The 23,866-nt window shown below is 68.9% G+C and carries 21 protein-coding genes and 1 tRNA gene; 10 read left to right on the forward strand and 12 right to left on the reverse strand.

Annotated elements, in window-relative coordinates:
- Positions 1–607 (reverse strand): hypothetical protein (locus tag F8M74_RS28060; RefSeq protein WP_240462309.1); only part of this gene is annotated, 607 nt, incomplete at its 3' end.
- Between the two features lie 91 nt (positions 608–698).
- On the opposite strand from F8M74_RS28060, the gene F8M74_RS28065 reads away from it, so the two are divergent.
- Positions 699–992: a hypothetical protein gene (locus F8M74_RS28065; RefSeq protein WP_141255601.1), complete on the forward strand. Its 294-nt coding sequence runs from the start codon at positions 699–701 to the stop codon at positions 990–992.
- A gap of 147 nt (positions 993–1,139) precedes the next feature.
- Here the strand turns inward: F8M74_RS28065 and F8M74_RS28070 are convergent, their stop codons facing one another.
- A complete protein-coding gene (locus tag F8M74_RS28070; protein WP_228560440.1) occupies positions 1,140–2,036 on the reverse strand; it encodes a DNA alkylation repair protein in 897 nt (298 codons plus the stop codon).
- 612 nt (positions 2,037–2,648) lie between these two features.
- Here F8M74_RS28070 and F8M74_RS38150 point away from each other — a divergent pair.
- Both F8M74_RS38150 and F8M74_RS28080 read left to right on the forward strand, forming a co-directional pair.
- The gene (locus F8M74_RS38150; protein WP_228560438.1) at positions 2,649–3,380 is read left to right on the forward strand and encodes a hypothetical protein; all 732 of its coding nucleotides are present in this window, start codon (positions 2,649–2,651) and stop codon (positions 3,378–3,380) included.
- A gap of 917 nt (positions 3,381–4,297) precedes the next feature.
- Positions 4,298–4,666, forward strand: a complete 369-nt coding sequence (locus F8M74_RS28080; protein WP_162295060.1) for an immunity protein YezG family protein — start codon at positions 4,298–4,300, stop codon at positions 4,664–4,666.
- Between the two features lie 102 nt (positions 4,667–4,768).
- On the opposite strand, the gene F8M74_RS28085 is transcribed toward F8M74_RS28080, so the two are convergent.
- A tRNA-Pro gene (locus F8M74_RS28085) sits at positions 4,769–4,845 on the reverse strand.
- Between the two features lie 252 nt (positions 4,846–5,097).
- Here F8M74_RS28085 and F8M74_RS28090 point away from each other — a divergent pair.
- Positions 5,098–5,484 (forward strand): two-component system response regulator, encoded by a 387-nt coding sequence (locus F8M74_RS28090; protein ID WP_171410165.1) that lies wholly within the window; start codon positions 5,098–5,100, stop codon positions 5,482–5,484.
- 13 nt (positions 5,485–5,497) lie between these two features.
- Here the strand turns inward: F8M74_RS28090 and rpe are convergent, their stop codons facing one another.
- Positions 5,498–6,157 carry a ribulose-phosphate 3-epimerase gene (rpe, locus tag F8M74_RS28095; RefSeq protein ID WP_140795259.1) on the reverse strand — a complete coding sequence of 220 codons (660 nt, stop codon included), beginning with the start codon at positions 6,155–6,157 and terminating at the stop codon, positions 5,498–5,500.
- Between the two features lie 173 nt (positions 6,158–6,330).
- Here rpe and F8M74_RS28100 point away from each other — a divergent pair, with 173 nt between their 5' ends.
- Entirely contained in the window at positions 6,331–7,833 is a 1,503-nt protein-coding gene (locus tag F8M74_RS28100; RefSeq protein ID WP_140795260.1) for an HD family phosphohydrolase, read from the forward strand.
- Positions 7,834–7,837: 4 nt separating this feature from the next.
- Here the strand turns inward: F8M74_RS28100 and pyk are convergent, their stop codons facing one another.
- The 4 genes from pyk to F8M74_RS28120 form a co-directional block, all read right to left on the reverse strand.
- Complete coding sequence (gene pyk / locus F8M74_RS28105) at positions 7,838–9,271, reverse strand: pyruvate kinase (RefSeq protein ID WP_090488705.1); 1,434 nt, start codon at positions 9,269–9,271, stop codon at positions 7,838–7,840.
- Positions 9,272–9,372: 101 nt separating this feature from the next.
- Entirely contained in the window at positions 9,373–10,293 is a 921-nt protein-coding gene (locus tag F8M74_RS28110; protein WP_141255595.1) for a hypothetical protein, read from the reverse strand.
- 118 nt (positions 10,294–10,411) lie between these two features.
- Positions 10,412–11,869 carry an NFACT RNA binding domain-containing protein gene (locus F8M74_RS28115; protein ID WP_141255594.1) on the reverse strand — a complete coding sequence of 486 codons (1,458 nt, stop codon included), beginning with the start codon at positions 11,867–11,869 and terminating at the stop codon, positions 10,412–10,414.
- Between the two features lie 97 nt (positions 11,870–11,966).
- Entirely contained in the window at positions 11,967–12,206 is a 240-nt protein-coding gene (locus F8M74_RS28120) for a hypothetical protein (protein ID WP_020478039.1), read from the reverse strand.
- A gap of 355 nt (positions 12,207–12,561) precedes the next feature.
- Between F8M74_RS28120 and F8M74_RS28125 the strand changes: the two genes are divergently transcribed.
- Positions 12,562–13,869: a glycoside hydrolase family 1 protein gene (locus F8M74_RS28125; protein WP_141255593.1), complete on the forward strand. Its 1,308-nt coding sequence runs from the start codon at positions 12,562–12,564 to the stop codon at positions 13,867–13,869.
- A 61-nt stretch (positions 13,870–13,930) separates the two neighbouring features.
- On the opposite strand, the gene dusB is transcribed toward F8M74_RS28125, so the two are convergent.
- Positions 13,931–14,944: a tRNA dihydrouridine synthase DusB gene (gene dusB / locus F8M74_RS28130; protein WP_141255592.1), complete on the reverse strand. Its 1,014-nt coding sequence runs from the start codon at positions 14,942–14,944 to the stop codon at positions 13,931–13,933.
- A gap of 95 nt (positions 14,945–15,039) precedes the next feature.
- Here dusB and F8M74_RS28135 point away from each other — a divergent pair, with 95 nt between their 5' ends.
- From F8M74_RS28135 to F8M74_RS28145, 3 genes are all read left to right on the forward strand, one after another.
- Positions 15,040–16,467, forward strand: a complete 1,428-nt coding sequence (locus F8M74_RS28135; protein WP_141255591.1) for a M50 family metallopeptidase — start codon at positions 15,040–15,042, stop codon at positions 16,465–16,467.
- An 82-nt stretch (positions 16,468–16,549) separates the two neighbouring features.
- Positions 16,550–17,614: an acyl-CoA desaturase gene (locus tag F8M74_RS28140; RefSeq protein ID WP_141255590.1), complete on the forward strand. Its 1,065-nt coding sequence runs from the start codon at positions 16,550–16,552 to the stop codon at positions 17,612–17,614.
- A 197-nt stretch (positions 17,615–17,811) separates the two neighbouring features.
- Positions 17,812–19,845, forward strand: a complete 2,034-nt coding sequence (locus tag F8M74_RS28145) for a chloride channel protein (RefSeq protein ID WP_141255589.1) — start codon at positions 17,812–17,814, stop codon at positions 19,843–19,845.
- A gap of 12 nt (positions 19,846–19,857) precedes the next feature.
- On the opposite strand, the gene F8M74_RS28150 is transcribed toward F8M74_RS28145, so the two are convergent.
- Positions 19,858–21,066, reverse strand: coding sequence for a glycosyltransferase family 4 protein (locus tag F8M74_RS28150; protein WP_141255605.1), 1,209 nt, complete (start codon positions 21,064–21,066; stop codon positions 19,858–19,860).
- A gap of 242 nt (positions 21,067–21,308) precedes the next feature.
- Here F8M74_RS28150 and F8M74_RS28155 point away from each other — a divergent pair, with 242 nt between their 5' ends.
- Positions 21,309–21,821 carry a GNAT family N-acetyltransferase gene (locus F8M74_RS28155; protein ID WP_141255588.1) on the forward strand — a complete coding sequence of 171 codons (513 nt, stop codon included), beginning with the start codon at positions 21,309–21,311 and terminating at the stop codon, positions 21,819–21,821.
- Between the two features lie 17 nt (positions 21,822–21,838).
- Here F8M74_RS28155 and F8M74_RS28160 read toward each other — a convergent pair whose 3' ends face one another.
- Positions 21,839–22,369 carry a peroxiredoxin gene (locus F8M74_RS28160; RefSeq protein WP_141255587.1) on the reverse strand — a complete coding sequence of 177 codons (531 nt, stop codon included), beginning with the start codon at positions 22,367–22,369 and terminating at the stop codon, positions 21,839–21,841.
- A gap of 48 nt (positions 22,370–22,417) precedes the next feature.
- A complete protein-coding gene (locus F8M74_RS28165) occupies positions 22,418–23,710 on the reverse strand; it encodes an amidohydrolase family protein (protein ID WP_141255586.1) in 1,293 nt (430 codons plus the stop codon).
- Positions 23,711–23,866: the final 156 nt, after the last annotated feature.

The following is a 23,866-nucleotide window of genomic DNA, read 5'->3' on the forward strand; positions in this document are numbered from 1 at the left end:
CTCTTCCGCCACCCTTGTCGCCGCCCTTGCCCCCTCCTCCGCCGCTAGGACGCACTGGGCCCTGGTCGGGAATCGCGAGTCCGTGGGGGATGGGCTCGAGGTCGAGCGCCCGGCGGATGAAATCGCGCAGCGATACGACCAGCCGCGCGGTGCCGACCTTGCGCCCGGCGACCATGTCCGCGGCAGCCTCCGCGGCGAGCCGCACCTGCTCCTCAGTGCCGAGCAGCATCACATCCGACAGCGCCGCCTCGACCGCGTCGCGCGTGCGCCGACGGCGTTCGAGCGCCGGGTGGTCGAGCGACGACGCAAGCACGAGGCCCTGGTCGGGCTCCTGTTCGAGTGGCTCGCCAGCCGCGAGCCGACGGCGCATGTCGCGCAGATGGGTCGGGTCCACGACGAGCTCACCGGTGAATGAGCCGCCGAGTGTCTTGTATGCGGAGATCAGCGTCTTCAGTCGCTCGTTGATCTGGCGGTTCTCGCGTTCGCGCCGGCGCTGCACGGTCTGCATCACCAGCAGGCGGATGCTGACGACGACCAGCGACACCAGCACGAGGCTGGCCAGCGTCGCCGCGAGGCCACGCCAGGAAGTGAAGTCGAGTGAGCTCATCATTGGCGCGACGATAGCGCGTCCATCGCGCAGTCGCCGCGACGCGCTCCCGTGTGCCGCTGACTCGTCTTGCTGAGGAAGTGCTGCCACGGTGGAGTCCTTCACCCATCGGTACCCTGTGGCCGTGGTGGCGGCGGGCACTCACAAGCCGGACCAGGAGCGCTTCAGCCTCCAGGTGAAGCAGAGCCGCTTCGGGTTGTGGCTCAACGAGGAGGGCACCGTGCGCGGCCAGGTGGAGCTGGGCTTCGTGGACCTCGCCACGGCCACGCCCACCATGCAGGCCCTGCCGCGACTGTGTATCGGGCGGGCGGAAAAGCCGCGAGGGCGTGAGCGTGCTGGCCACCGGGCTCACCTTCGCGAGCCCCGGGGGCGCCGAGGGCGGTGAGGCGCTCGCCGCCCATGCCGACCTCTCCGCCGAGCGGGCGCAATCCCCAAGCGCCGCGCTCCGGGTGAAGCAGGCGTTGTGCCGAGCCTGGCGCAACCACGCCCCACAACGCTCTACCGCCCTCCTCAAGCAAGGCGGCCAGGGACGTCAGCGCGCCCGCGTTCTGGCGGAGGGATTCTTCGCGGTGCTCTTCTTCCTGGCCGAAGCGACCTTCGCCTTCGCGACTGCCGGCTTCCCTTCGCCGCGCGGTGCCTTCGCCTTTGCGGCCGCCTCCATCGCTTTTCGGGCTTCGGTCTTCTCGCCTTTCCGCAACGCGAGCGCCGCGGAGATCCACTCCGGTGCGTAGCTCGAAGTGCATCCCTTCGGAATCGGTCGCGGGTCCCAGCGACCGAGGCGCTCGCCGATGGCGATGGCCTCCGAGGTGTACGCGGGCAGGTGGAGGCCGATCCAGACCAGGCAGAAGTTGATGCCCTCCTTCACCCGGTACGGTGCATCCGGAAGCTCACGCTCAATGCGCTCGAGCGTCGCGCCTACGTCGAGTTCCTTCTCGAGGCCTCGCGCAATGCGCCCAGCAAGAAGCTTCCATCCGGCGCGGCGAGGGAGTTCCTTGCTGCCGTCCATCCACTTCTCCTGAAGCTTCGGGGCGACGGGCGCATGTATGAGCACGCGACCGACGAGTTCGTCGACCAGGGTCGGGTTCGAGAGTGGCTCGAGGAGCCCGCGAGCCTCCTTCTCAGTGAGCGCCGCGGGATCGAGGAGCATGCACGCGAGGATGCGCGCATCGTGATTGCCGGTCCCCCACAGTTCCAGTCCGAGCCCGTGGTTCGTCCCCAACGTCGCTGCCAGGCCACGGATTTTGCCGAGCAGCACACCGAAAACATTGTCGACCACCCCGTCGCGCACATAGCGCTGGCGCACCTTCTCGTCACCATGGCTCTCGAGCAGCTTCATCACCTGGGACAGCGACATTGTTTTTGGCATGGGGAGCACCTCGACGAGCGGTGGATTGAGAGCGGCCGGAAGGGTGGCACGACAGGTGCCCACGGTCGAGGAACGCTTCCCCAGTCAATGCCAACGCGCAGCCACAGAAGCGAGGGTGCGGCCATCCGGATGTGGCACCGTGGCCACGGGAACCGAAACGCTGCAACCAGGCGCGCGTCCCTAGCGCGCGTAGAGGCCCACCGCCGGGAAATCATCCTGGCGAGCGGGCCCCCGCCCCTGCTGCCACTCAAGGCGGAAGCAAAGGACGGACAGGCGCCCTGGCGAGGTTCGGGGTCGCCAATCGCCGCCCATGCAATTGGTCCTTCTCCTTCTTGGAACTGTTCTCCGCCCTCAGGCACCCGATCCTCGTATAGGAGTACGAGATATCGAGCAGATGCCCGCCACCATCGAACTGTTGGAGGTGGCCCCCACCACCTGGAGTTCTACGCGCCGCAGGAGTACGAGCGGCTGGTAAAGGCGGCGGCGAGGCGGGGCTGCTGAACCGGGGAAACTTCACCGTGAGCGTGGAGTACAGCCGCCAAGATGAGGGCGACGCGGAGCCCCGCAAGGTCAAGCAGGCGTTCAGCCATGGAGAATCCGTTCCCTCCTGCAGGGAATTCCAGGTCCTGCCCCCCCGAAATGCTGTGTGACAACGGCAAGGAATGCGCCTGAACCATGGATGAACTACTTGCACTGCTCGGGCGCTACGCTCCCTGCTCCAGCGGTCAAATCGAAGGCTACCCAGACTTTCTCGTGGATGAATTGGAGGACGTCTTCGGTCGTCCGCTCCCAGCCGTCTACCGTCTCTTCGCCGAGGTCTTCGGGTCGCGTGGAGGGCCGCTCCTGGCCCATGTGCGCTCCTTCGACCCCATCCTCGATGTCGCCGAACTCTATCGGGTCGTGCCCAAGGGAGAGATGCCCCCCAGGCGTTTTCTCTTCATCTTCGGAGACCCCGACCCACTGGCCCCCCATCATTACTGGCTCGACCTGGAGTCCCCTTCCGAAGAAGGAGACTGTCAGGTCGCGCGCATGCCCTTTGGTGCGGACGCATGGAAGACGAAGCTGCACCGGGAGGCCATCAGCTTCCGGGAGCTGCTCTTCCTCTGGGCCATGGAGCACGTCCACCTGCCCACCCTCCCTCATCAAGCCAGCTATGTACGTAGGGAGGGACACTCGACTCCCAGCGCCGAGGACCTCGCGCGTCTCATCGAGAAGATGGGCTTCGCCCGGCTCCCCTATCCCCGCTACAGCCTACTCTTCGAGCGGGAGGGGGCCGCAGCACGACTGTACCGCCCTCCTGATAGCCCCCACTTCAACCTTCGCGTGGGCATGCGGCGTCCCAAGGAGCTGGAGCGATTCCAGATGCTCCTTGAAGACAACACGGACCTGCGGAAGTCCCCATTCTAATCGGGGACCCTGCACGGGCACTCAGCACGTCGTTGGCCGGACGCTTACGATGCTTCAACGCTGCAGCAATGGCCTCGCACGCTGGTCTTCGCACCAGGACACAGCACCTTCCCCCCTGTGTCAGGGAAGTTGTCGCGTAAGAGGGTGAGCCAATCCGAGTCGTGCCTGATTTGGCGGGGGTAGTTCCATTACCAGACCAGCGCGGCGGCGTTCTAACAGCGATCTGATGGAGTCCGCGAGAGGTCACGCCATCCAGATGCGATGCTCGGTCAACTGGCCGGATGAATCCCTCTCCAGTCGCACTCCGTACGCATCCCGCGGTCCGCAGTGACTCGCCGCGTACACCGCAGGCTCGCGACGATACGGAGCGACTTCAAGCACTCCGACCCTTGTCGCCAGTGGGGAGTACAAGGAAGAACGCTGCATGGAGTGGTGGCGCAGATAGCGCCACACGTCATGGCGAACGAAACAGGAGTCGCTCAGGAACCAAGCCCCTAGCAGCGGCACAGCAATCCTGAGGCGCTCAAGTTCCTCATCATTCTCGATAGCCCCCCACAGCAGAACCCAGGTCCCCCAAGGACGCCTCCGCTCATCACGTGACGACCAGTCAGCCACCAGCATCCGGACCGCCTGCGCGATGAGCCATCGTCCTGGGTTGTCAAAGTAAGCCATGGGAGTCAGTGAAGTCTTGGCTCCAGGCGTCGAGAGAGCAATCTCGTCCACGGTTCGTTGTACCGATGCCCCACTCCAACAGGGCTCCCATCCATCCTATACATCGAGCCAGTGATACTTCGCGCCAGCAAGCTTCGGATTAGCTGGACAATCGGCATGACCATGAAGAGCCGCTTGCTCGCCAATCCCAGACTCTAGACGTAACGCCCGACATAGAACAGCTTCACCAGACCATCGCCCAAGGCGTGTACAACGAGCTTCCAGACGACGGCTGGGTTCAGGCCACCTATTCGTACCTGGCCATCACCCTCTTCTCCGAAGAAACCGGCCGGTACCGCCTCGCCGACGGGCAGCAGCGCTCCTTCGCCGCGACAGACGAAGTCACGGACGCCTTCGACGAGTTGAGGACCCGGACGGCGACACTCGGCAAGAACGGCCACGCCTGGTACACGACCACGCTGACCATCACCGCCGACGGCAACTTCGCGTTCGACTTCAACTATGACGAACTGCCACAGTTCGAAGTGGTGCCCTCTGCCGGCAAATGGGCCGATGAATTCCGCACCTACCCGCGCCAGGAACTCCAGGCTCGCGTCCCCGTCCAGCCCAGGTGACCCGAGGTTCGCGCCCGCAACCGGTCGGCCAGAGCCGCGAGGACTATCGCCCCAAAACGAAACGGGCTGGAGACCTTGCGATCTCCAGCCCGCTTCATGACGTGGTCGGGGAGACAGGATTTGAACCTGCGACCCCTTGGTCCCGAACCAAGTGCTCTACCAGGCTGAGCCACTCCCCGATATGTCACCTCGCCGGACGGTCCTTCTCGGGACCGGCGAAGTGCGGGCGGTAGTACCCGAGCCGCCCAGCCGAGTCAACGTCCTCGGATCACCTTTTCTTCCGCCCCTCCCCGCCCAGAGGGAGCTGGCGGCCGGGCGATACCCGGGTGGCCTCCGACTCCGCTTCCCAAGACCACGAATTTCCTGTACTCCCGGACAGTTTCCCCTCTGCTACACTCACGAGGCAGCCTGCATTGTTGCACCGCGATGCCATGACGCCGCCCCCCGTCGTCCTCATCTCCGATGACGAGCCCCTCATCGTCTCCGCCCTCGCCCGCGAGGGGAAACGCTCCGGGCTGAACTGCATCTCGGACACCACGTCCGAGCGCGTCCTGGAGCTCGCCCGCGAGCACCGGCCGGCCGTCATCATCCTGGACATCAACCAGCACCAGGACGGCCGGGACCTGCTCGCCCAGCTCAAGCAGGACCCCAACACCCGCGACTGCAAGGTCATCATCCTCAGCGCCGTCGAGGACCAGTTCACCCGCCACGTCTGCTTCGAGCTCGGCGCCGACGATTACGAGGTGAAGCCCTTCGACCCCACCTTCATGACCCGCGTCGCCCGGCTCGCCTCCACCGTGGCGCGCCCTCGCACCTGAAGTCAGCCGCGCCTCACGGGCGCAGCGAGCGGATGGCCTCCGCGTAGTCCTTCGAGCCGAAGACGTAGCTGCCCGCCACCAGCACCGTGGCCCCGGCCTCCACCACCCGCTTCGCCGTGGTGGCGTTGATGCCGCCGTCCACCTCGATGTCCACGTCCTTCAGCCCGCGCGCATCCAACATCCCGCGCAGCCGGCGCACCCTCTCCACTGTGGACTCGATGAAGCTCTGCCCGCCGAAGCCCGGGTTCACGCTCATCAGCAGCACCATGTCCACGTCGCCCAGCACCTCCTCGATGGCCGACAGCGGCGTGCCCGGGTTCAACACCACCGCCGGCTTCGCCCCGGCATTGCGAATCTGCTGAAGCGTCCGGTGCAGGTGCGGACTGGCCTCCACGTGCACCGTCAGCACGTCCGCCCCCGCCTTCACGAAGGCCTCCACGTAGCGCTCCGGCTCCACAATCATCAGGTGCACGTCCAACGGCTTCGTCGCCACCCGCTTGATGGCCTCCACCACCACGGGCCCAATCGTGATGTTCGGCACAAAGCGGCCATCCATGACATCCACGTGAATCCAATCCGCACCAGCGGCTTCGATGGCGCGGACCTCTTCGGCCAAACGGCCGAAGTCACAGGACAAAAGCGAAGGAGAGATGCGAACGGGGCGGCGGCTCATGCCGCGCTTCATAACCGCAACCCGCGCGCTGGATAAGGCCGAACGCAACGCGGCGACGTCCACCAGACAGCCAGGGACCCGCCAGGTGGGTCCCCCGAGGCAGTGTGCTGTCTACCCGTGCTAGAACTTTGTAGCCCTTCGCGGCCGCTGGCCGCTTCTCACGGAGCCGCCTGGTGCTCGCTCAACCCGCCCCACAGCCCGAGCTGAACCGCCGCCTGGCGAAGCTCACGTCCATCCTGGATGTCGCGAAGGCGATGAGCGCCGAGCGCGACCTCGACCTGCTCCTGCCGCTCATCCTCTTCGAGGCCACCAAGGTGGTGGAGGCGGACCGCTGCTCGCTCTTCATCCTGGACCGCGAGCGCAACGAGCTGTGGAGCAAGGTGGCCCAGGGCTCCAAGAGCGAAATCCGCCTCCCGGTGGGCAGCGGCGTCGCCGGACAGGTGGCCCAGACGGGCGCCGTCATCAACATCCCCGACGCCTACGCCGACGCTCGCTTCAACCGCTCGTTCGACGTCTCCAGCGGCTACCAGACCAAGACCATCCTCTGCGTCCCCATGCGCGACGCCGGCGGCGAGGTGACGGGCGTCATCCAGGCCCTCAACAAGCTGGACGGCGCCAGCTTCAACGCCGAGGACGAGGAGCTGCTGCTCGCCCTGGGCGCCCAGGCCGCGGGCGCCATCGAGAACGCCCTCCTCCACGAGGACATCAACCGCCTCTTCGAGGGCTTCGTCTCCGCCTCCGTCGTCGCCATTGAATCCAGAGACCCGACCACCGCCGGTCACTCCGGCCGCGTGGCCGACCTCACCGTGGCCCTGGCCCAGGTGCTTGAGCACCTGTCCACCGGCCCCTACGCCCACACGCGCTTCTCCGCCGGGGAGATTCAGGAGCTGCGCTACGCCTCGCTGCTGCACGACTTCGGCAAGGTGGGCGTGCGCGAGCCCGTGCTGGTGAAGGCGGAGAAGCTCTACCCCCATGAGCTCGAGGGCCTGCGCGCCCGCTTCCAGCTCGCCCGGAAAGACTTGCAGCTCCAGAGCTACCGCCGCCGCCTGGAGGCGGTGAAGATTCGCGGTCAGGCGAACCTGGCGGAAATCGAGGCCGAGGAAGAGGAGCGGCTCGCCCGCGAGTCGTGGCAGTTGGACGAGGTGCTGGAGTTCATCCTCTCCTGCAACCGCCCCACCGTGCTCGCGCAGGGCAACTTCGAGCGGCTCCACGAGCTGGGCGCGCTGCGCTTCCTGGATGCCCACGACAAGGCCCAGCCGCTGCTGCTTCCGGGGGAAATCCAGTCGCTCTCCATCGCCCGCGGCACGCTCTCTCCCGAGGAGCGCCGCGAAATCGAGAGCCACGTCGAGCACACCTACCGCTTCCTGTCCCAAATTCCGTGGACGCGCACGCTGCGCCGGGTGCCGGAAATTGCCTACGCCCACCACGAGAAGCTGGATGGCACCGGCTACCCCCGCGCGGAGAAGGACATCCCCGTCCAGTCACGGATGATGTCCATCTGCGACATCTACGACGCGCTCACCGCCAGCGACCGGCCCTACAAGAAGGCCGTGCCGCACACGCTCGCGCTCGACATCCTCCGGCGCGAGTCCGACGCCGGGCAGTTGGACCCGGCGCTCTATACCGTCTTCATCGAGGCCGACATCCCCCGGAAGGTCCTCCAGGGAATCAAGTAGCCGCTCAGCCCTGGATGGTGTGCAGGCGCAGGCTGTTGATCTTGCCCGGCTGCCCCACTGGCGCGCCGAACACGATGACGATGCGGTCGCCCTTGCGGCCCAGGCCTCGCGCCAGGAGCTCTTCCTCCACGCGCTTCACCATGGCCTCCGTGTCCTGGGTGGGCTCCAGCACGCGCGGCACCACGCCCCACAGCAGCGACAGCCGGCGGCGCACTTCCTGGTTCGGGCTGAAGGCGACAATCGGCACCGTGGGCCGGTAGTGCGACAGCAGGCGCGCCGTCACACCCGACAGCGTGAAGGCCGCGATGAGCGAGGCGTTGCTCGCCTTGGCCGCCTCGCAGGCCACGCGCGCAATCACGTCCGGGAAGTGGTTGGGCAGCCCCAGCGGCGTCTCCAGCACGCGCATCAGCGACTGCGTCGTGCGCGCGGAGGACTCGGCCGCCAGGATGATGCGCTCCATCATCTGCACGGACTCGATGGGGAACTTGCCGCTGGCCGTCTCGCCCGACAGCATGACCGCGTCCGCGCCGTCGAACACGGCGTTGGCCACGTCGCTGGCCTCGGCGCGCGTGGGGCGCGGGTTATCAATCATGGAGTTCAGCATCTGCGTGGCCACGATGACGGGCAGGCCGCGCAGGTTGGAGCGCCGGATGATGTCCTTCTGGACGGCCGGCACTTCCTCGGGGGGAATCTCCACGCCCAGGTCGCCGCGCGCCACCATCACGCCGTCCGTCTTGTCCAGGATGGCGTCCAGCCGGGCAATGGCCTCCGGCTTCTCCAGCTTGGCGATGATGGGCACCGTGCGGCCCACCTCGGCCATGGCCTGGCGCGCGGTGTCCAGGTCGGACGGCTGGCGTACGAAGGACAGCGCGATGTAGTCCACGCCGGCCTTGATGCCGAACACCAGGTCCTCACGGTCCTTCGGCGTCAGCGCCTCCGCGCGCACCGCCACGCCGGGCAGGTTGATGCCCTTGTTGTTCTTCAGCGTGCCGCCGTGGATGACCTGCGTGCGGATGAGCTTCTGCTTGTCCGTCTCCAGGACCTTCAGCTCCAGCAGGCCGTCATCCAGGAGGATGCGGTCACCCGGATTCACGTCCGCGGCCAGGAACGGGTACGTCGTGGACACGATTTCGTCCGTGCCCGGAACCGTTTCGTCCGTGGTGATGTGGAAGGTGCCGCCTTCCTTCAGCTCGGTGCTGCCCTTTACGAAACGGCCGGTGCGAATCTTCGGGCCTTGCAGGTCGCCGAGGATGCCCACCGCCTTGCGAACCTTCAGCGACGCGGCGCGCAGCTTCGCGATGTTCTCCGCGTGCTGCTCGTGGCTGCCGTGGGAGAAGTTCAGGCGAGCCACGTCCATGCCGTTCTCCAGGAGCGCTTCGAGCATCTCCTGGCTCTGGCTGGCGGGACCGAGGGTGCAGACAATCTTCGCTCTTCGCATAGAGCTCGTGAGGATGGGTTTCCCTCACGGCAGCGTCAAGCACGCTGCATGGGCCGCTTCGCTCGGTAAAACGGTAAATGAGCCAGCGAACGACGCGGCGCTCAACCGCGCAACAGCACGCCCAGGTTCTCCCGCTCCCAACGCAGTGCGGCGGCGTAATGCGGGAATGTTCGCTCGCGTTCGCGGAAGGCACGCGGGTGATGCACGCGGCGGCCACCCCGGCCCGTGCTCGGGAAGAGCTGGTGGAGCATCTCGTGGAAGATGATGAACTCCACGAAGAAGGAAGGCACCTCGGGGGTGTCCAGCGCCGGGTGGATGCGAATCTCACGCGTCTGGTGGTCGTAGACGCCCAGGCGGATGGACTTGCGACGGCGGCGCGGAGGCATGCGCCCCCAGCCAATCCGGGCCTGGATGAGGCCCTGGAAAAAATCTCGGTTGGTGGCGTCGTAAAGCGCCTGGAGGTCGAAACAGCGCCCGCGCGGGTTGAGGTCCGCGTCGGATTCGCGGCGCATCTGGCGGATGCGCGGCTGCTGACCGCGGATGTACTCGTCCAGGATGGCGCCCGCGGTGCGGTGTCCCCGGCCCGCGTAGTCCGCCACCGCGCGCACCACCGGCTCCGGCGCGTCCAGGAACATGTGGTGCAGCCGCAGCGCCAGCACCGCGGAGCCCCGGCGGAAGGACACCATGGTGGAGCGGTTGTCCGTCACCGACAGGCGCACCGGAATGCCCAGCTCGGCGCTCAGCCGCCAGGCCAACGATTCAGCCCGGGACCACAGCTCCTCCCGCGTGGGCGGGCGCGTGACGATGCGGGGTGCCTCGTCGGGCAGGAGGTTGCGCTGCGGCATCGGCACGGGCGGTGCGACGGGCCGCGGCGCGGGCGCCACGGGCGCGGCAGGTCCCCCCTCGGGCCGGGGCGCGGCCGTGCCCTCCGCCGCGCGGCCGGCGGCAGAGAGACCTCGAGGGAAGAGCGACGTCTGGCGGAATTGCTCGGGGGACACGCGGCTGCGCATCGTACCCCGCACTTCCGGGGACTCAAGGGCGGCGGTCCGCTGCTCGCCTCCTCACCGTCAGCCCGTCAACCGCGCTCACACGCAGCGTCCACTAACAGGAGGGGAAGGCAGGCGAGCGTACGACGCGCCCTCACGGTGCGGGCGGCTCCGCGTGCCGGGACTTGAGGAGCCGCTCCAGGCGCTCGGGCTCCATGCGCACCACGAAGGTCTTCTCGCGCGTGAAGGTCACCTGCCCCGGCGCGCCGCCCTTCACCTTGCGCACGAACTTCGCGGGCACGTAGCTCACCTCACCGCGCGGCTCGCCCTTGGCCCCGGAGTGGTGCAGCGCCAGGTGCGCCGCGTCCAGCAACACCTCCTGCCCCACCTCCTGCCCCTTCTCCAGCGGCAGCACCACGTGGCTGCCCGGTACACCGCGTGCGTGGAGCCACAGATGCCAGGGTCTGGCCACCTTGAAGGTGAGCGCGTCGTTGTCCTCCGAGCCGCGCCCCACCCAGATGCGCGCCCCGCCATGGCCCACGTACTCCTTGAAGGGCCGGCCCTCCTGCGCGCCCTCGCCCCCACTGGGGAGCTGAAGCACCTCCGCCTGCGCCAGCAACGCGGCGTCCTCCATCCGCTCAATCTGCGCGAGCGCCTGCTGCGCGTGCGCCACCTCGCGCGCCAGCTCCGCCTCGCGGTGACGCGCCTGCTCCACGCCCCGCAGCAGCCGCCGGTACTGGTGGAAGTGCCAGTCCGCCTCCTCCTTCGGGGTGCGCTTCGGGTCCAGCGTCACCCGGACCTCCTTCGCGCCCTCCTCTGTATAGGCGATGAGCACCGCCTCGGTGGCGCCCCGCTTGAGACGGTAGAGGTTCTGCGCCAGCAGCTCGCCCACTTCGCGGTGCTTCTCCGCGTCCGGGCCGCGGGCCGCCTCGGCGCGCACCTTCTCCAACGTGCGGGAGGAGCGCTTGAGGCGCGCGCGGTACGGCTGCGCCAACCGGCGGCGGATGGTCTCCGAGCGGCTGGCCTTGTCGCGCGCTCCGAGCAGGCGCTCCGCGGCCTGGGAATACGGCAGCGCATCCGAGTCCTGGGGAGCGAGCCGCGAGGGTTGGCTCCGGGCCTTCTCGCGGGCCTCGGGCGGCGGCGGCTCCGGCGGCGCCCACGCCGCGCCCGGATGCAGGCCCCGGCGCTGCGCGAAGCCCTCACCGGAGAGCATCAGCACGCGGCCGTTGTCGCTGAGCAGCAGCAGACCACCGGGCGCGCCCACCTCCAGGAGGAGGCGCCTGCGCACGTCCTCGCGCTCGAAGTCGAAGGCCACCACGCGCTCGGCTTCCATGAAGCGGGCGCCCTGGAGCTTGAAGCCTGTCAGCTCCTGACGCAGCCACCGCTGGAAGGGGGCGGGCTCGCCCGGCGTGGGGAAGCGATCATCCGCCACGGACACCCGGGCCAGGTCACCTTCCGCGCACAGGCACAACAGGATGGATCTACCCGGGACGCGAAGCTCCACGTAGGCGAGCCTGGGAAGGGGACACCAGGCCTTCTGCGCCACCGCGCCAGTGAGGCGCTCCGCCACCTCCGCCACCACCTGCTCCAGCTCCACGGGACGCAGCGACATGGGGCACTCCGGGTCCTGAAAATGAAAACGGCCCGGCGGGTTTCGCCGAGCCGTTCACCGGACGTCAACTACCGTCCGCTCATGACGACGGGACTGCTCAGGACTCCGGCGTAACCGGGGCCGCCACCGTCTTGGCCTTGGTGGTGCGCTTGCGAGCCGGGGCCTTCTTGGCCGCCTTGCGGGTGGTCTTCTTGGCGGCCGCCTTCTTCGTCGCGGTCTTGCCAGCCGTCTTGCGAGCGGTCGTCTTCTTCGCCGACTTCGCCGCCTTCGTGGCCTTCGCGGTCTTGGCAGCCTTCTTGGTCGCGGACTTCGCAGCGGTCTTCTTCTTAGCGGCCATCAGAATCCTCCAGTTCAGTGGTTGGCCCCAGGTCAACCGAGGCCCTGCACTCTTCTTGATGGGAGTGAGTGCTTGAAGTGAATGGTACGGGCGACATGCCAGTGTGTCAACGCATGGTGATGTATTGCATCGCGTGCGAGGCCGATTTTTCGGCATCGAGCGCGTCCGCAGGTGCCGAACGCCACCTCGCGGACACTCGCGAGCGCATCCGAGGTGTCGCGCGCGAGGCCGAGTTTCCGGCTCCGGACACGTTTCGGCCACTTTCGAGCACGACGTTGGCGCATGCCGCGGCGCATGCGCGCGAGCGACGCGGCGCTTTTCGTCGTGGGGTGCGGCGTCTACGGTTCGCCACCACATGAGCGCCACCGAGCAGACCTTCCCCGCGGACTTCACCTTCGGCGTCGCGACCGCCGCGTACCAGGTGGAGGGCGGCATCGAGAACGACTGGGCCGAGTGGGAACGCGCCGGGAAGCTGAAGGAGCCGGACGCTCGCTGCGGCCCCGCGGTGGACCACTGGAACCGCTACGAGGAGGACTACGCCCTGGCCCGGGCGGTGGGCGCCACCGCGTTTCGCATCTCCCTGGAGTGGGCGCGCATCGAACCGGAGCGCGGACGCTTCGACGAGGCGGCGCTGGAGGCATACCGGGAGCGGCTCCTGAAGATGAAGGCCCACGGCCTGCGGCCGGTGGTGACGCTCCACCACTTCACGCACCCCACCTGGTTCCACCGGGAGACGCCGTGGCACCAGCCGGCCAGCGTGGACGTCTTCCGCCGGTACGCGAAGCGGTGCGCGGCGCTGCTGGAGGGGCTGGACGCACTGGTCATCTCCTTCAACGAGCCCATGGTGCTGCTGTTGGGGGGCTATCTGCAGGGCGCCATTCCTCCGGGCCTCGCGGATGGCCCCACCACCATGCGGGCCATGGAGAACCTGGTGCGCTCGCACGTGGCCGCCCGGGAGGAGCTGTTGTCCCGGCTGGGCCGCGTGGAGCTGGGCATTTCCCAGAACATGCTCGCCTTCGCGCCGGACCGCTGGTGGCACCCGCTGGACCGCGCGCTGGTGAGGCTTGGGGCCCAGGCCTACAACCATGCGTTTCACGAGGCGCTGGCCACCGGCAAGCTGCGCGTCACCATGCCGGGCGTGGCCTCCACGCGCGTGGACATCCCTGGCGCGCGGGACTCCGTGGAGTTCATCGGGGTGAACTACTACACCCGCGCGCACCTGCGCTTCGTGCCGCGCCCGCCCTTCATCGAGTTCAAGTACCGGGACATCCACGGCCGGGGCCTCACCGACATCGGCTGGGAGGACTGGCCGGAGGGCTTCCTCCAGACGCTGCGCGACGTGAAGCGCTACGGGAAGCCAGTGTGGATTACGGAGAACGGCATCGATGACCGCGTCGGCACCCGCCGGCCCCACTACCTCCATTCCCACCTGGCCCAGGTGCTGGCCGCGCGCGCGCAGGGCGTGGACGTGCGCGGCTACCTCTATTGGAGCCTGCTCGACAACTTCGAGTGGCTGGAGGGCTGGGGCCCGCGCTTCGGCCTCTACCACGTCGACTTCGACACGCTCCGCCGCAGCCCCACGCCCGCGTGTGACTACTTCCGCGCCGTGGCCACCGGACGGAAGCTGGTACCGCCAGACGCGGTCCGCGCCTCGGGCGCTTGAGCGGCGCGCCGCCCACGAAGGGCACGGGCTCCCTCCTTATATATAGAGAAGCGCCGTGCCCTCAGCCCAGCGCCGCCCGGTAGTCTACGTCCTGCTCCTCACCGGGGCCCGCGAGGTCCACGTGGGCCGCGGCGAAGAAGCGGCGCACGCAGTCCTCCACCGCTGACGGCACGTCCAGGCCGTTCACCTCCGCACGAAAGGCCGCGGCGCCGTACAGGCCGTGGGCGTACCACGCCAACTGCTTGCGGAAGGAGCGCACGGCGCCCAGCGGGTCCCCCATGAAGTCCAGGTGCGCCCGGAAGTGCCCCAGCACCAGCTCGCAGCGCTCGCGCGGCGTGGCGGGCGGGCCCCCGAGCAGCTCGCGGAAGATCCACGGGTTGCCCAGCGCGGCGCGGCCAATCATCACGAAGTCGCAGCCGGTGGTCTCCAGCATGCGCGCCGCGTCCGCGGGCGTCTTCACGTCCCCGTTGCCGATGATGGGCAGCTCCGGGAAGTGGCGCTTGAGGTCGGCGATGACGCTCCAGTCCGCCTGCCCCGAATAGCCCTGCTCGCGCGTGCGGGGGTGGATGGCCAGCCCCGCGCAGCCCGCCTCCTGGAGCGCGCCAGCCACCTGAAGATAGTTCAGGCTGCGGGCGTCCCAGCCCGAGCGAATCTTGCAGGTGACGGGCAGGCCGGTGGCCTCGCGGATGCGCCGGACGATGTCCGCCGCGCGGGGCACGTCACAGAGCAGGCCGCTGCCCGCCCCGTTCTTCACCACCTTCTTCACCGGGCAGCCCATGTTGATGTCGATGATTTGCGCGCCGGCCTCGCGCCCCACCACCGCCGCCCGGGCCATGGCGTCTGGCTCGCCGCCGTAGATTTGGAGCGAGTAGGGCCGCTCCACCTCGGCGTCGTAGCGCAGGTACTTCAACGTCCGCTGGTTGGCGCGCATCAGCCCCTGCGAGCTGACGAGCTCGGTGGGACAGAGCGCCGCGCCCAGACGGAAGGCGAGCACACGGAAGGGCATCTCGCTCACCCCGGCCATGGGGGCCAGGATGTACGGATTCGGCAGGGTGTAGGGACCAAGCTGCGGCATGAAGGGCGGGGAACCTAGCGGATTTGCCCGGGACATGGCGGAGACGGTGAGCAAGTGCCTGCGCTCGGAGGTCCTAACGGTTAAGGTCCGTCCCCATGTTCCGCTTTCGTCTCGGGAGCATTCCCGTCGAAGTCCACCCCAGCCACCTGCTGGTGTCCGGCATGCTGGCCTGGAGCTCCGTCCCCGCGGCCCAGAACGGCTGGCCGTTCCGTCAGGTGGATGGCGCCCCCACCCTGGGCCACGCCAGCGCGATGGTGGTCTACATCCTGTCGTGGATGCTCATCGTCTTCGTGTCCGTGCTCATCCATGAGATGGGGCATGCGCTGGCCAGTCGCCTGTTCGGCTACCGGCCAAGCATCGCGCTCGTCTGGATGGGTGGCCACACGCTCCCCACCGACGCGCCAGGTCCCCTTCCGTGGAAGCGGGATTTGCTCATCACCGCGGCCGGCCCCTTCTTCGGGCTGATGCTGGGGGTGACGAGCGGGCTGGGCTACGTCCTGTTCGAGGGCCGCTCGCCCGCGCTCGACTTCTTCCTGCTCACCTTCATGATCGCCAACTTCTTCTGGGCGTTCCTGAACATGCTGCCCGTGCTCCCGTTGGATGGGGGGCGCATCACCACCACCCTGGCCACGCGGATGTTCGGTCCGCGGCGCGGCTTCGTGCTGGCGCAGGGGCTGGCGCTGCTGGTGTGCGTGGGGGCCGTGGTGTACGGCCTGCGGTCGGGTTGGCTCCTGCTCACCCTCATCTTCGCCATGTACGGCATGCAGTCCTTCCGCGTGGTGGCGGAGGCGCTGCGCAACGGACAGGCGCAGAGCGTCCCACTGGAAGGGCCGCTGGCGGAGAAGCTGCGCGAGGCCCGGGCCGCGCTCGACGCGGGCCGCATGGACGAGGCGCGGCGGTTGGGCGCGTCCGTGCTGGAGGCCAACGAGGGCCTGACGCCGCGGGTGGCCAGCCATGCCCACCACCTGCTGGGCTGGCTCGCCTTGAAGGAGGGCCAGGGCCGCCAGGCGCTGGACCACTTCTCGCAGGTGCAAGGACTGCCCGTAGAGCCGCACGCGGTGGCGGCGTCCTTCTCCCTGGTGGGCGATGACGCCCGCGCGGTGGAGTGGTGGAAGCAGGCCTGGCAGGCCTCGTCGGACCGGACCGTGATGCACGAGTACGCCGGCACGCTCATCCGCATGGGCCGCGAGTCGGAGGCCCTGAAGCTCCCGGGCCTGGACCCGGAGGCAGCGTTCTCCTGCGCGGAGCGGGTGCTCTTCATCCGGGGCGCATACTCGGAAGCCGCGGCCGTGGGCGAGGCGGCGCTGCAGCACGCGCCCAGCGCCACGCTGGCCTATGACGCGGCCTGCGCCCATGCCCGCGCGCGCAACGTGCCTGACGCAATGCGGTTGCTGCGCCGCGCCACGGAGCTGGGCTTCACCGACGGGGCCTATGCCGCCTCGGACGAGGACCTGGCTCCGCTCCATGGGTACCCCGCATTCGAGGAGTGGTTGACGGAGCTGCGGCAATCCGCCGCCTCCTGACAGTGGGATGACAGGCGGGGGTGTTGATGCGGGGTGAGGCTGAGCACGTTCCAGCTCGGCCCACCCAGCGCACGAGGCTCCCTTGCAGACACCGTCTCCAGCCCTGCCCGCGGCGGATGAGCGCCTCAACTGGCTCTCCTCCATCCCCTTCTTCGCAGTCCACCTGATGTGCCTGTTCGTCTTCGCCGTCGGGGCGAAGCCGGTGGACGTGGCCGTGTGCGTCGGCCTCTACGTCGTGCGCATGTGGGGCATCACCGCGGGCTTCCACCGGTACTTCTCCCACCGGGCCTTCAAGACGGGACGTGTCTTCCAGTTCATCCTCGCCTTCGTGGGCAGCATGTCCGCGCAGAAGGGCGTGCTGTGGTGGGCGGCGCACCACCGCCACCACCACCGCTATTCGGACCAGGCGGAGGACATCCACTCGCCCCTGCAGAAGGGCTTCTGGTGGAGCCACGCGGGGTGGATTCTCTCCGACAAGTACAACGACACCCGCATGGAGGGCATCAAGGACTTCGCCCGCTTCCCGGAGCTGGTGTGGCTCAACCGCTTCCACCTGATGCCGTCCGTCCTGCTGGCCGTGGCGCTCTACTTCATCGGCGGCTTCTCCATGCTGGTGTGGGGCTTCTTCGTCAGCACCACCCTGCTGTGGCACGGCACCTTCACCATCAACTCGCTCAGCCACATCTTCGGCAAGCGCCGCTACAAGACGACGGACACCAGCCGGAACAACTGGCTGCTGGCGCTCATCACCCTGGGCGAGGGGTGGCACAACAACCACCACTTCCATCAGAACACCGCCAACCAGGGCTGGTTCTGGTGGGAGGTGGACCTCAGCTACTACTCGCTGAAGGTGCTCTCCTGGTTCAAGGTGGTGGAGGGGCTGCGGCTTCCCTCCGAGGCCACGAAGTACGCGTTCCAGAAGTACACCGACGAGGAGCGCGCGGCGCTGGCGGCCCCCACCCGCTTCTGGGGTGCTTCGGGCGCGCGGGCCCAGTTCGTGGCCACGAAGGCCGCGGGGGATGCGGCCCGGGCCGCCAGTGATGCGGCGAAGGCCGCGGGCGACAAGGTGCGAGAGGCCCTGACGACCGCCGCGGACCACCTGCCCACCTCCGCGCCGCCAGCCTCCGCCATGCTCAAGCGGCGGTAGCCGTTCGAAGCTGAAGCGAAACCGCGACGCGCCTGTCACGCGCGCGACCCGACGGCTGGCCGCCCTGCACACGTCCGCGTCACGAACCTTGAGTGGCGCCTGACCCACTGTTAGTGGGACCTGCAATGAATGCAGGGGATGTACCCGCATCAAGCGCGGCGGCCCAGCGCGCAATCTGGACTCAACTGCGCGCGGCGATGGGCCGCTTCGTCCACGCCGCGCTGAAAGCGTCCAACCGCCTGCGGCTGCCCGGCCCCTCTGTCCTACCGGTAGCGGGCGCGGTGGTCGGCCTGTACAGCGGGCTGGCGGCCGGCATCTTCTCCAACCTCATCGGGTTGGTGAGCGGGCTCACCTTCGGGGCGGCCTCGCTGAAGCACACGCTTCGCCAGGACCAGTTCCAGTCGCTCATCGAGGCGTTCGCCGCGGCCCGCTGGCATCCGGAGTACGCCTTCATCGGCGTGCCCCTGGCGTCCGGCGCGCTGCTGCTGGCGCGCATCATCGAGCCTGGCGGGCCCCGTGACGAGGTGAAGCGCCGGCTGCGCCTGCTGGCCCTGCTGGCCCTGGGCGGGCTGTCGCTCTACTACCCGCTGGTGGCGCTGTCCGCGCTCAACAGTGTGTTCGGACACAGCCACAACCTGCCCGAGGCGCTGCCCCACCTGCCCTGGTGGCTGATGCTGCTGGCGCCCACGCTGGGCGGCGTGGTGGTGGGCCGGCTGCTGCGGGACAAACCCGAGACGCATGGCCACGGCGTCCCCGAGGTGGTGCGAGCGGTGAAGAGTGGCGCCAACGCCCTGCCAGCGGACCGGGGCCTGCTGAAGCTGGTGGCGTCCGCCATCACCATTGGCAGCGGCGGCTCGGCGGGCCGTGAGGGGCCCATCGTCTACGGCGGCGCGGCGTTCGCATCCACCGTGGGCCGGGTGCTGGGCTTCAGCCGCAAGGAGCTGTCCATCCTCCTGGCGTGCGGCGCGGGCGCGGGCATCTCCGCGTCCTTCAACGCCCCCATCGCCGGCGCCGTGTTCGCGATGGAAATCATCCTTCGCGAGTTCGAGCTGCGCGTCTTCTCCCCCATCATCCTGGCCAGCGTGGCCGGCACCCTGGTGAGCCAGGGCGTCATGGGAGAGTCCGCCATGCTCCGGCACGTTCCCTACGAGCTGGTCAGCGGCGGCGAGGTGCTGGCCTACGCGGGCCTGGGCATCGCCTGTGGGCTGCTCGCCTTCACCTTCGTGCAATTGCTGCACGGCGTGGAGCACTACTTCCATGGCCATGGGAAGGACCGGCTGTCCCCGTGGCTGGGCAGCAAGCCGCTGCCGCTGCGCGCAGGACTGGGCGGTCTGTGCGCCGGCATCCTGGCCTTCGCCAGCCCCACCGTCTGGGGCAGCGGGCACGACTACATCAACCTGGCCGCGCTGGGACGGCTGCCCTTCCTGTTCCTCATCACCGCGTGTCTGCTGAAGCTGGTGGCCACGGCCATCACCATCGGCTCGGGTGGCTCGGGCGGGACGTTCTTCCCGGCGGCGCTCATTGGCGCCATGGCGGGCGGCGCCTTCGGCACCCTGGTGCACTCCTTCTTCCCGGAGAGCACCGGCCCCAGTGGCGCGTATGCCCTGGTGGGCATGGGCGGCGCGGTGGCGGCGCTCACCCGCGGCCCGCTCACGGGAATGATGATGCTGTACGAGCTGAGCGGGAACCACGACATCATCCTGCCGCTGATGGTGACGTGCACCATCGCCTCGGCGCTCTGTCACTACCTCACCGAGCGGAAGACGCCGAAGGTCCAGAGCGACACGGACCTGCTGGAGGCCACCCCCGTCCGCTCGCTGATGGCCCACCTGACACCCGTGCCCGCGGGCATGCCGCTGCGGGCGCTGACGGACCTGCTGCTCACCTCCGAGGCGGGCACCCTGCCCGTCCTGGACACCGTGGGCCGCATCTACGGCACCGTGCAGGTGGAGCAACTGCGCGAAGTGTGGCGCGACGAATCCGTGTACCCGCTGCTGGTGGCCAGTGACCTGGCGCGCAAGCTGCCCGCGCTCTCCCCCGACGCGAACCTGTCCCATGCCCTCCACGTCATGGACCACGAGGACGTGGATGCCCTGCCCGTCAGCGTCCCGGCGGGCAGCCCCACCTGCGGGCTGCTCACCCGCGCCGCGGTGCGCAGGTTCCTCTTCGCGCAGCATGCCCAGGCCCACGCGTCGGGCAACTACCCTGTCAGCCCCACCGAGGCGAGCTGACGCCCCACCCGCTCAGTGCGTGGGGGGGCCCGCTGGAGACAGCACCTCCTGCGTGCCCACGAGGCTGGCGTAGGCGGAGAGGTAGCGGCTGGCCATCCGCCGGGGCGTGTACGTCAGCGCCCACGCCCGCGCGCGCAAGGCCAGCCGGGTGCGCAGCCCGGTGTCCTCGCGCAGCCGCTCCAGCGTCTCCACCAGGGCATCCACGTCGTCCGGGGGCACGAAGCACGCGGCCCCATCTCCCCACACCTCGCGCAGCGCCGGAATGTCGCCCAGCACCAGCGCGCAGCCGGACAGGGCCGCCTCCAGCGCGGTGAGGCCAAAGGGCGCGTATCGGGCCGGCAGCACATAGATGGATGCGCGCGACATCCACTCCGCCAGGACATGCGGCTCCAGGCGCCCCATCCACTGGAGGTGGCGCGGCTCCGCCTTCCGATCGGAGGGATGGCGCGCGTCTCCCGCGAGCCGCACCGGCCAACCCAGGCGGGGCGCGGCGGCGTCCAGCACGGCGACATTCTTCGCGGCGTCCCACGGACTGCCCACGCTGAGGATGAAGGGCTCCCGCTCCGAGCGAGGCGGCACCCGGTCCGCGCGCCGGGCATGGGGGATGACCTCCGCGGCGGTCAGCGGGCCATAGTGCATCTGGAGGGAGTCGAGCAGGTCCCGGCTCGGCGTCACCACCCGGCCCGCGGCGCCCAGGCCCGCGGTGACGGCCTCGCGATAGCGCGCATGGCACGCGGGCGCGTCCTCGCCCTTCACCGCCCGCCACCACGACAGGCGGCATGCGTGCCCCACCACCAGGGGCCGGTGCAGCCACGGCAGCGCCCCGTGCACGTAGCCATTGAGGTGCACCACGTCCGGACGCACCCGGCGCTCCAGCGCGAGCAGCCAGTCGCCCGCCGAGCGCACGTCGTCCCACGGGTCCTCCATCCACTCCAGCCGGAAGCGCCCTTCCTCCACGGTGAGGTTGGGGATGCCTCGCGCCTCCGCCCACTGCGCGCTGGTGAGCGGCGCCCCCATGGTCGCCAGCGTCACCTCCACCCCGTGCGGCGCGAACGCCCGGGTCAGCTCCAGCGCATACGTCCAGACGTCGCCCACGGCGTCGGCCGTCATCAGCACCCGCCGCACCGCCCGGCTCGACGTGACGTCACTGCCGTGCGCATGCCTGCCCTCGTGGGGTGGGGCATGGGTCTCCTGGCCGTCCATTCCACTCGCCATGCGCATCCGCTGACTGTTCATGGTCCCCCCCCGCAGAGCCCCGGACTCATGGAGGGCAACGTAGGCCGAGCGCCTCCATGGGAGGATTGCCCCACCGCTCCCCTTCCCTGCATGACACCCGATGGATGGAGAGACGAGGCCCCTCCCAGGCCCCTCCTCGTCCGTCCGCCAGGCCCAGCAGATACCCTCCGCGACGCCCTGGCCGACGGACGCCCGAAGGGTCATGCTGGGAACACGAGAGGCCCTCCATGGAGATTCTCCGAGCGACTCCGTCCGAGCACACGCTGCTTCGAAACCTCTACCCGCTCTACCTCCACGACCTGAGCGAGTTCGGCGTCGACTACGCCATGGACGAGCAGGGGCGCTGGCGGCCGGACTTCCTGCCCACGTGGCTGATTCCCGCCCCCGAGGTCCACCCCCTGCTGCTGCGCTGGGAGGGCCGCGTCGTGGGCTTCGCCTTCGTGGGACAGTCCCCCTTCCCCTACATGACGCCTGGGCGCGACTTCCGGATGAGCGAGTTCTTCATCCTGCGAAACGAGCGGCGCATCGGCCTGGGCCGGCTCGCGGCCAGGGCCGTGTTCGACCTCTTCCCCGGCATCTGGGAGCTGTCCCAACTGCCACGCAACCGCCCGGCCATCGCCTTCTGGCGCAGTGTCATCCACGAGTACACGGGGGGCGCCTTCGAAGACACCTTCATCGATGGTTCACCCGCGCAGGTCTTCGACAGCCGGCAGCGCGTGGCACCCGCTCAGGGACGGTAGCCACGTGCCTTGCGCGGCTACTTCGTGCCCGAATCTGGCGTCTTCGCGTCCGCGCCGGCCGGCTTGCGCAGCGGGCACGCGACAATCGCTCCGTGCGGGTTGATGGCGTCGTTGCCGGACTCGACCTTGAGAATCTTCAGGCCCTCACCCACGACGAACGTGTACCGCTTCGGCACCGACAGCAGCGGCATCTTCACGTCATAGGCGGAGACGACCTTCCCTTCAGGGTCGGGGATGAACGGGAACGGCGCCTTCAATTCGGTCTTGAAGCGCGTGAGCGTCTCCGCGTCATCCATGCTGATGGCCAGCACCTGCCCCTGCGCCTTCTCCACGTCCGCGTAACGGTCTCTGTACGCCTTGAGCTCGCGGGTGCAGCCGCCCGTGAAGGCCTTGGGGAAGAAGGCCAGGATGACGGGGCCCTTCTTCACCATCTCCGACAACGTGTAGACGTTCCCCGCGGAGTCCTTCGCCGTGAAGTCCGGCGCCGTCTCTCCGGCCTGGGGAATGGCACCGCTGAAGAATCCCGCAACGAGCAATGGCACGAGCATGGGCGGGACTAGACAGGACATCCCGCCCCCGGACAAGACAGAGGCAGGCTACTTCTTCGCCGCCTCCGCCATCCGCGCCCACACCGCCGACGCGGCCTCGCGCGCCTGCTCCGCCACCACGGTGGGACTCACCGACAGCGGCCGGCGCGCCCACATGCGCCACACACCATCCACCATCACCGCCTCCACGTGCCGGCTGCCCAGGCCGAACACCACGTGCCAGGCCAGGTTCTCCGCCGTCAGCGGCGTGGCTGGCAGGTAGTCCAGGATGAGCAAGTCGGCGAGCGAGCCCTCGCGCATGGGCCCCACCGATGCGTCGAAAATCTGCGACGCCATGCGGTGCCCGTTGGCCAGGTAGCGCAGCACATCGATGGGCTGCCCCGCCTCACGTGAGCGCAGGTACGCCGCCTGCGCCTCCGCGAACAGGTCCGCCGACACGCCATCCGCGCCCAGCGTGGCCCGGGCCCCGAACTTCAGCGCCGGCGCGTACCCCACCTCCAGCCCCTGGTTGGCGCGCGGCGTGTGCACCAGCCACGCACCGGTGGCAATCACCTGCGCCAGGTCCGCCCAGTCCAGGTGGCCCACGTGCGCCAGCTGGCTCTTGGGCGACAGCAGGCCCGCCTCCAGCAACCGCGAAACCGGCGAGGCACCGTAGTTCTCGTTGGACAGGCGCTCGTCGAGCGGGTCCTCCGCCAACGGCAGGTGCAGGCCGCCATCGCCCAGCGCCTTCAGCGCCTCCGCCAGGCCTGACAGCGCATCCGGCCCGATCGTGAAGCACGGCGCCGCGCCCACCTGCCCTCGGAAACGCCCCTTCGCCTTCTTCGCGAAGCTGACCGTCTCCTCCAGCCCCTCCTCGCGGCCGAGCGCCCCCTGGCGATCCGACACCGCGTAGGCGAGCACACCGCGCACGCCCACCTCATGGAGCCCGCGCGCCAGCCGCACCAGCGAGCCCGAAATCGCCTTGGGCGAGGAGTGCAAATCGCACACGGTGGTGGTGCCGCACTGAAGCGCCTCCAGCCCGCCGGCACAGCCCGCCACCTGCACGGCGTCCAGGTCGAGCGCGTTCTCGTACGGCCAGGCCACCTGCTCGAGGATGTCCTGGTAGGTCTCCAGCGGCGGGCGCGGCATGCCACGGCCCAGCACCGCGTACAGGCGGTGGTGCGCGCTCACCAGCCCCGGGAAGACGAGCTTGCCCGACAGCGCCACGACTTCGTCATCCGGGCCCGGCGTCAGGTCCGGCCCACGGGCGACGATTCGCTCTCCTTCGATGCGCAGGTCCACGCGCTCGACCAGCGCCGGCTCCAGTTCGACGACGAAACCACCCTTGAGGACTGTGCCCAACCATCCCTCCGGCCGCAGCGCGTGCGTGTGTCTGGGCCACCTCCCGCCAGGCCCACGAGACAGGACGGACGTTAACATTCCCGCTCCCAGGCGCGAGCGGGGAGGTAGAGGACCCCCACCCGCCGTAATAGCCACAACACTGTGCGCGGACGGGCG

This window comes from Myxococcus sp. CA023, assembly GCF_010998615.1.
Lineage (GTDB): Bacteria > Myxococcota > Myxococcia > Myxococcales > Myxococcaceae > Myxococcus.

What these genes read in the sequence shown, in the direction of transcription:
- F8M74_RS38150 (WP_228560438.1), top strand. Translation starts at nt 2,649, where the DNA reads ATGGATGAACTACTTGCACTGCTCGGGCGCTACGCTCCCTGCTCCAGC.
- F8M74_RS28090 (WP_171410165.1), top strand. Translation starts at nt 5,098, where the DNA reads ATGACGCCGCCCCCCGTCGTCCTCATCTCCGATGACGAGCCCCTCATC.
- rpe (WP_140795259.1), bottom strand. Translation starts at nt 6,157, where the DNA reads ATGAGCCGCCGCCCCGTTCGCATCTCTCCTTCGCTTTTGTCCTGTGAC.
- pyk (WP_090488705.1), bottom strand. Translation starts at nt 9,271, where the DNA reads ATGCGAAGAGCGAAGATTGTCTGCACCCTCGGTCCCGCCAGCCAGAGC.
- F8M74_RS28115 (WP_141255594.1), bottom strand. Translation starts at nt 11,869, where the DNA reads ATGTCGCTGCGTCCCGTGGAGCTGGAGCAGGTGGTGGCGGAGGTGGCG.
- F8M74_RS28120 (WP_020478039.1), bottom strand. Translation starts at nt 12,206, where the DNA reads ATGGCCGCTAAGAAGAAGACCGCTGCGAAGTCCGCGACCAAGAAGGCT.
- F8M74_RS28125 (WP_141255593.1), top strand. Translation starts at nt 12,562, where the DNA reads ATGAGCGCCACCGAGCAGACCTTCCCCGCGGACTTCACCTTCGGCGTC.
- dusB (WP_141255592.1), bottom strand. Translation starts at nt 14,944, where the DNA reads ATGCCGCAGCTTGGTCCCTACACCCTGCCGAATCCGTACATCCTGGCC.
- F8M74_RS28135 (WP_141255591.1), top strand. Translation starts at nt 15,040, where the DNA reads ATGTTCCGCTTTCGTCTCGGGAGCATTCCCGTCGAAGTCCACCCCAGC.
- F8M74_RS28145 (WP_141255589.1), top strand. Translation starts at nt 17,812, where the DNA reads ATGGGCCGCTTCGTCCACGCCGCGCTGAAAGCGTCCAACCGCCTGCGG.
- F8M74_RS28150 (WP_141255605.1), bottom strand. Translation starts at nt 21,066, where the DNA reads ATGCGCATGGCGAGTGGAATGGACGGCCAGGAGACCCATGCCCCACCC.
- F8M74_RS28155 (WP_141255588.1), top strand. Translation starts at nt 21,309, where the DNA reads ATGGAGATTCTCCGAGCGACTCCGTCCGAGCACACGCTGCTTCGAAAC.
- F8M74_RS28160 (WP_141255587.1), bottom strand. Translation starts at nt 22,369, where the DNA reads ATGCTCGTGCCATTGCTCGTTGCGGGATTCTTCAGCGGTGCCATTCCC.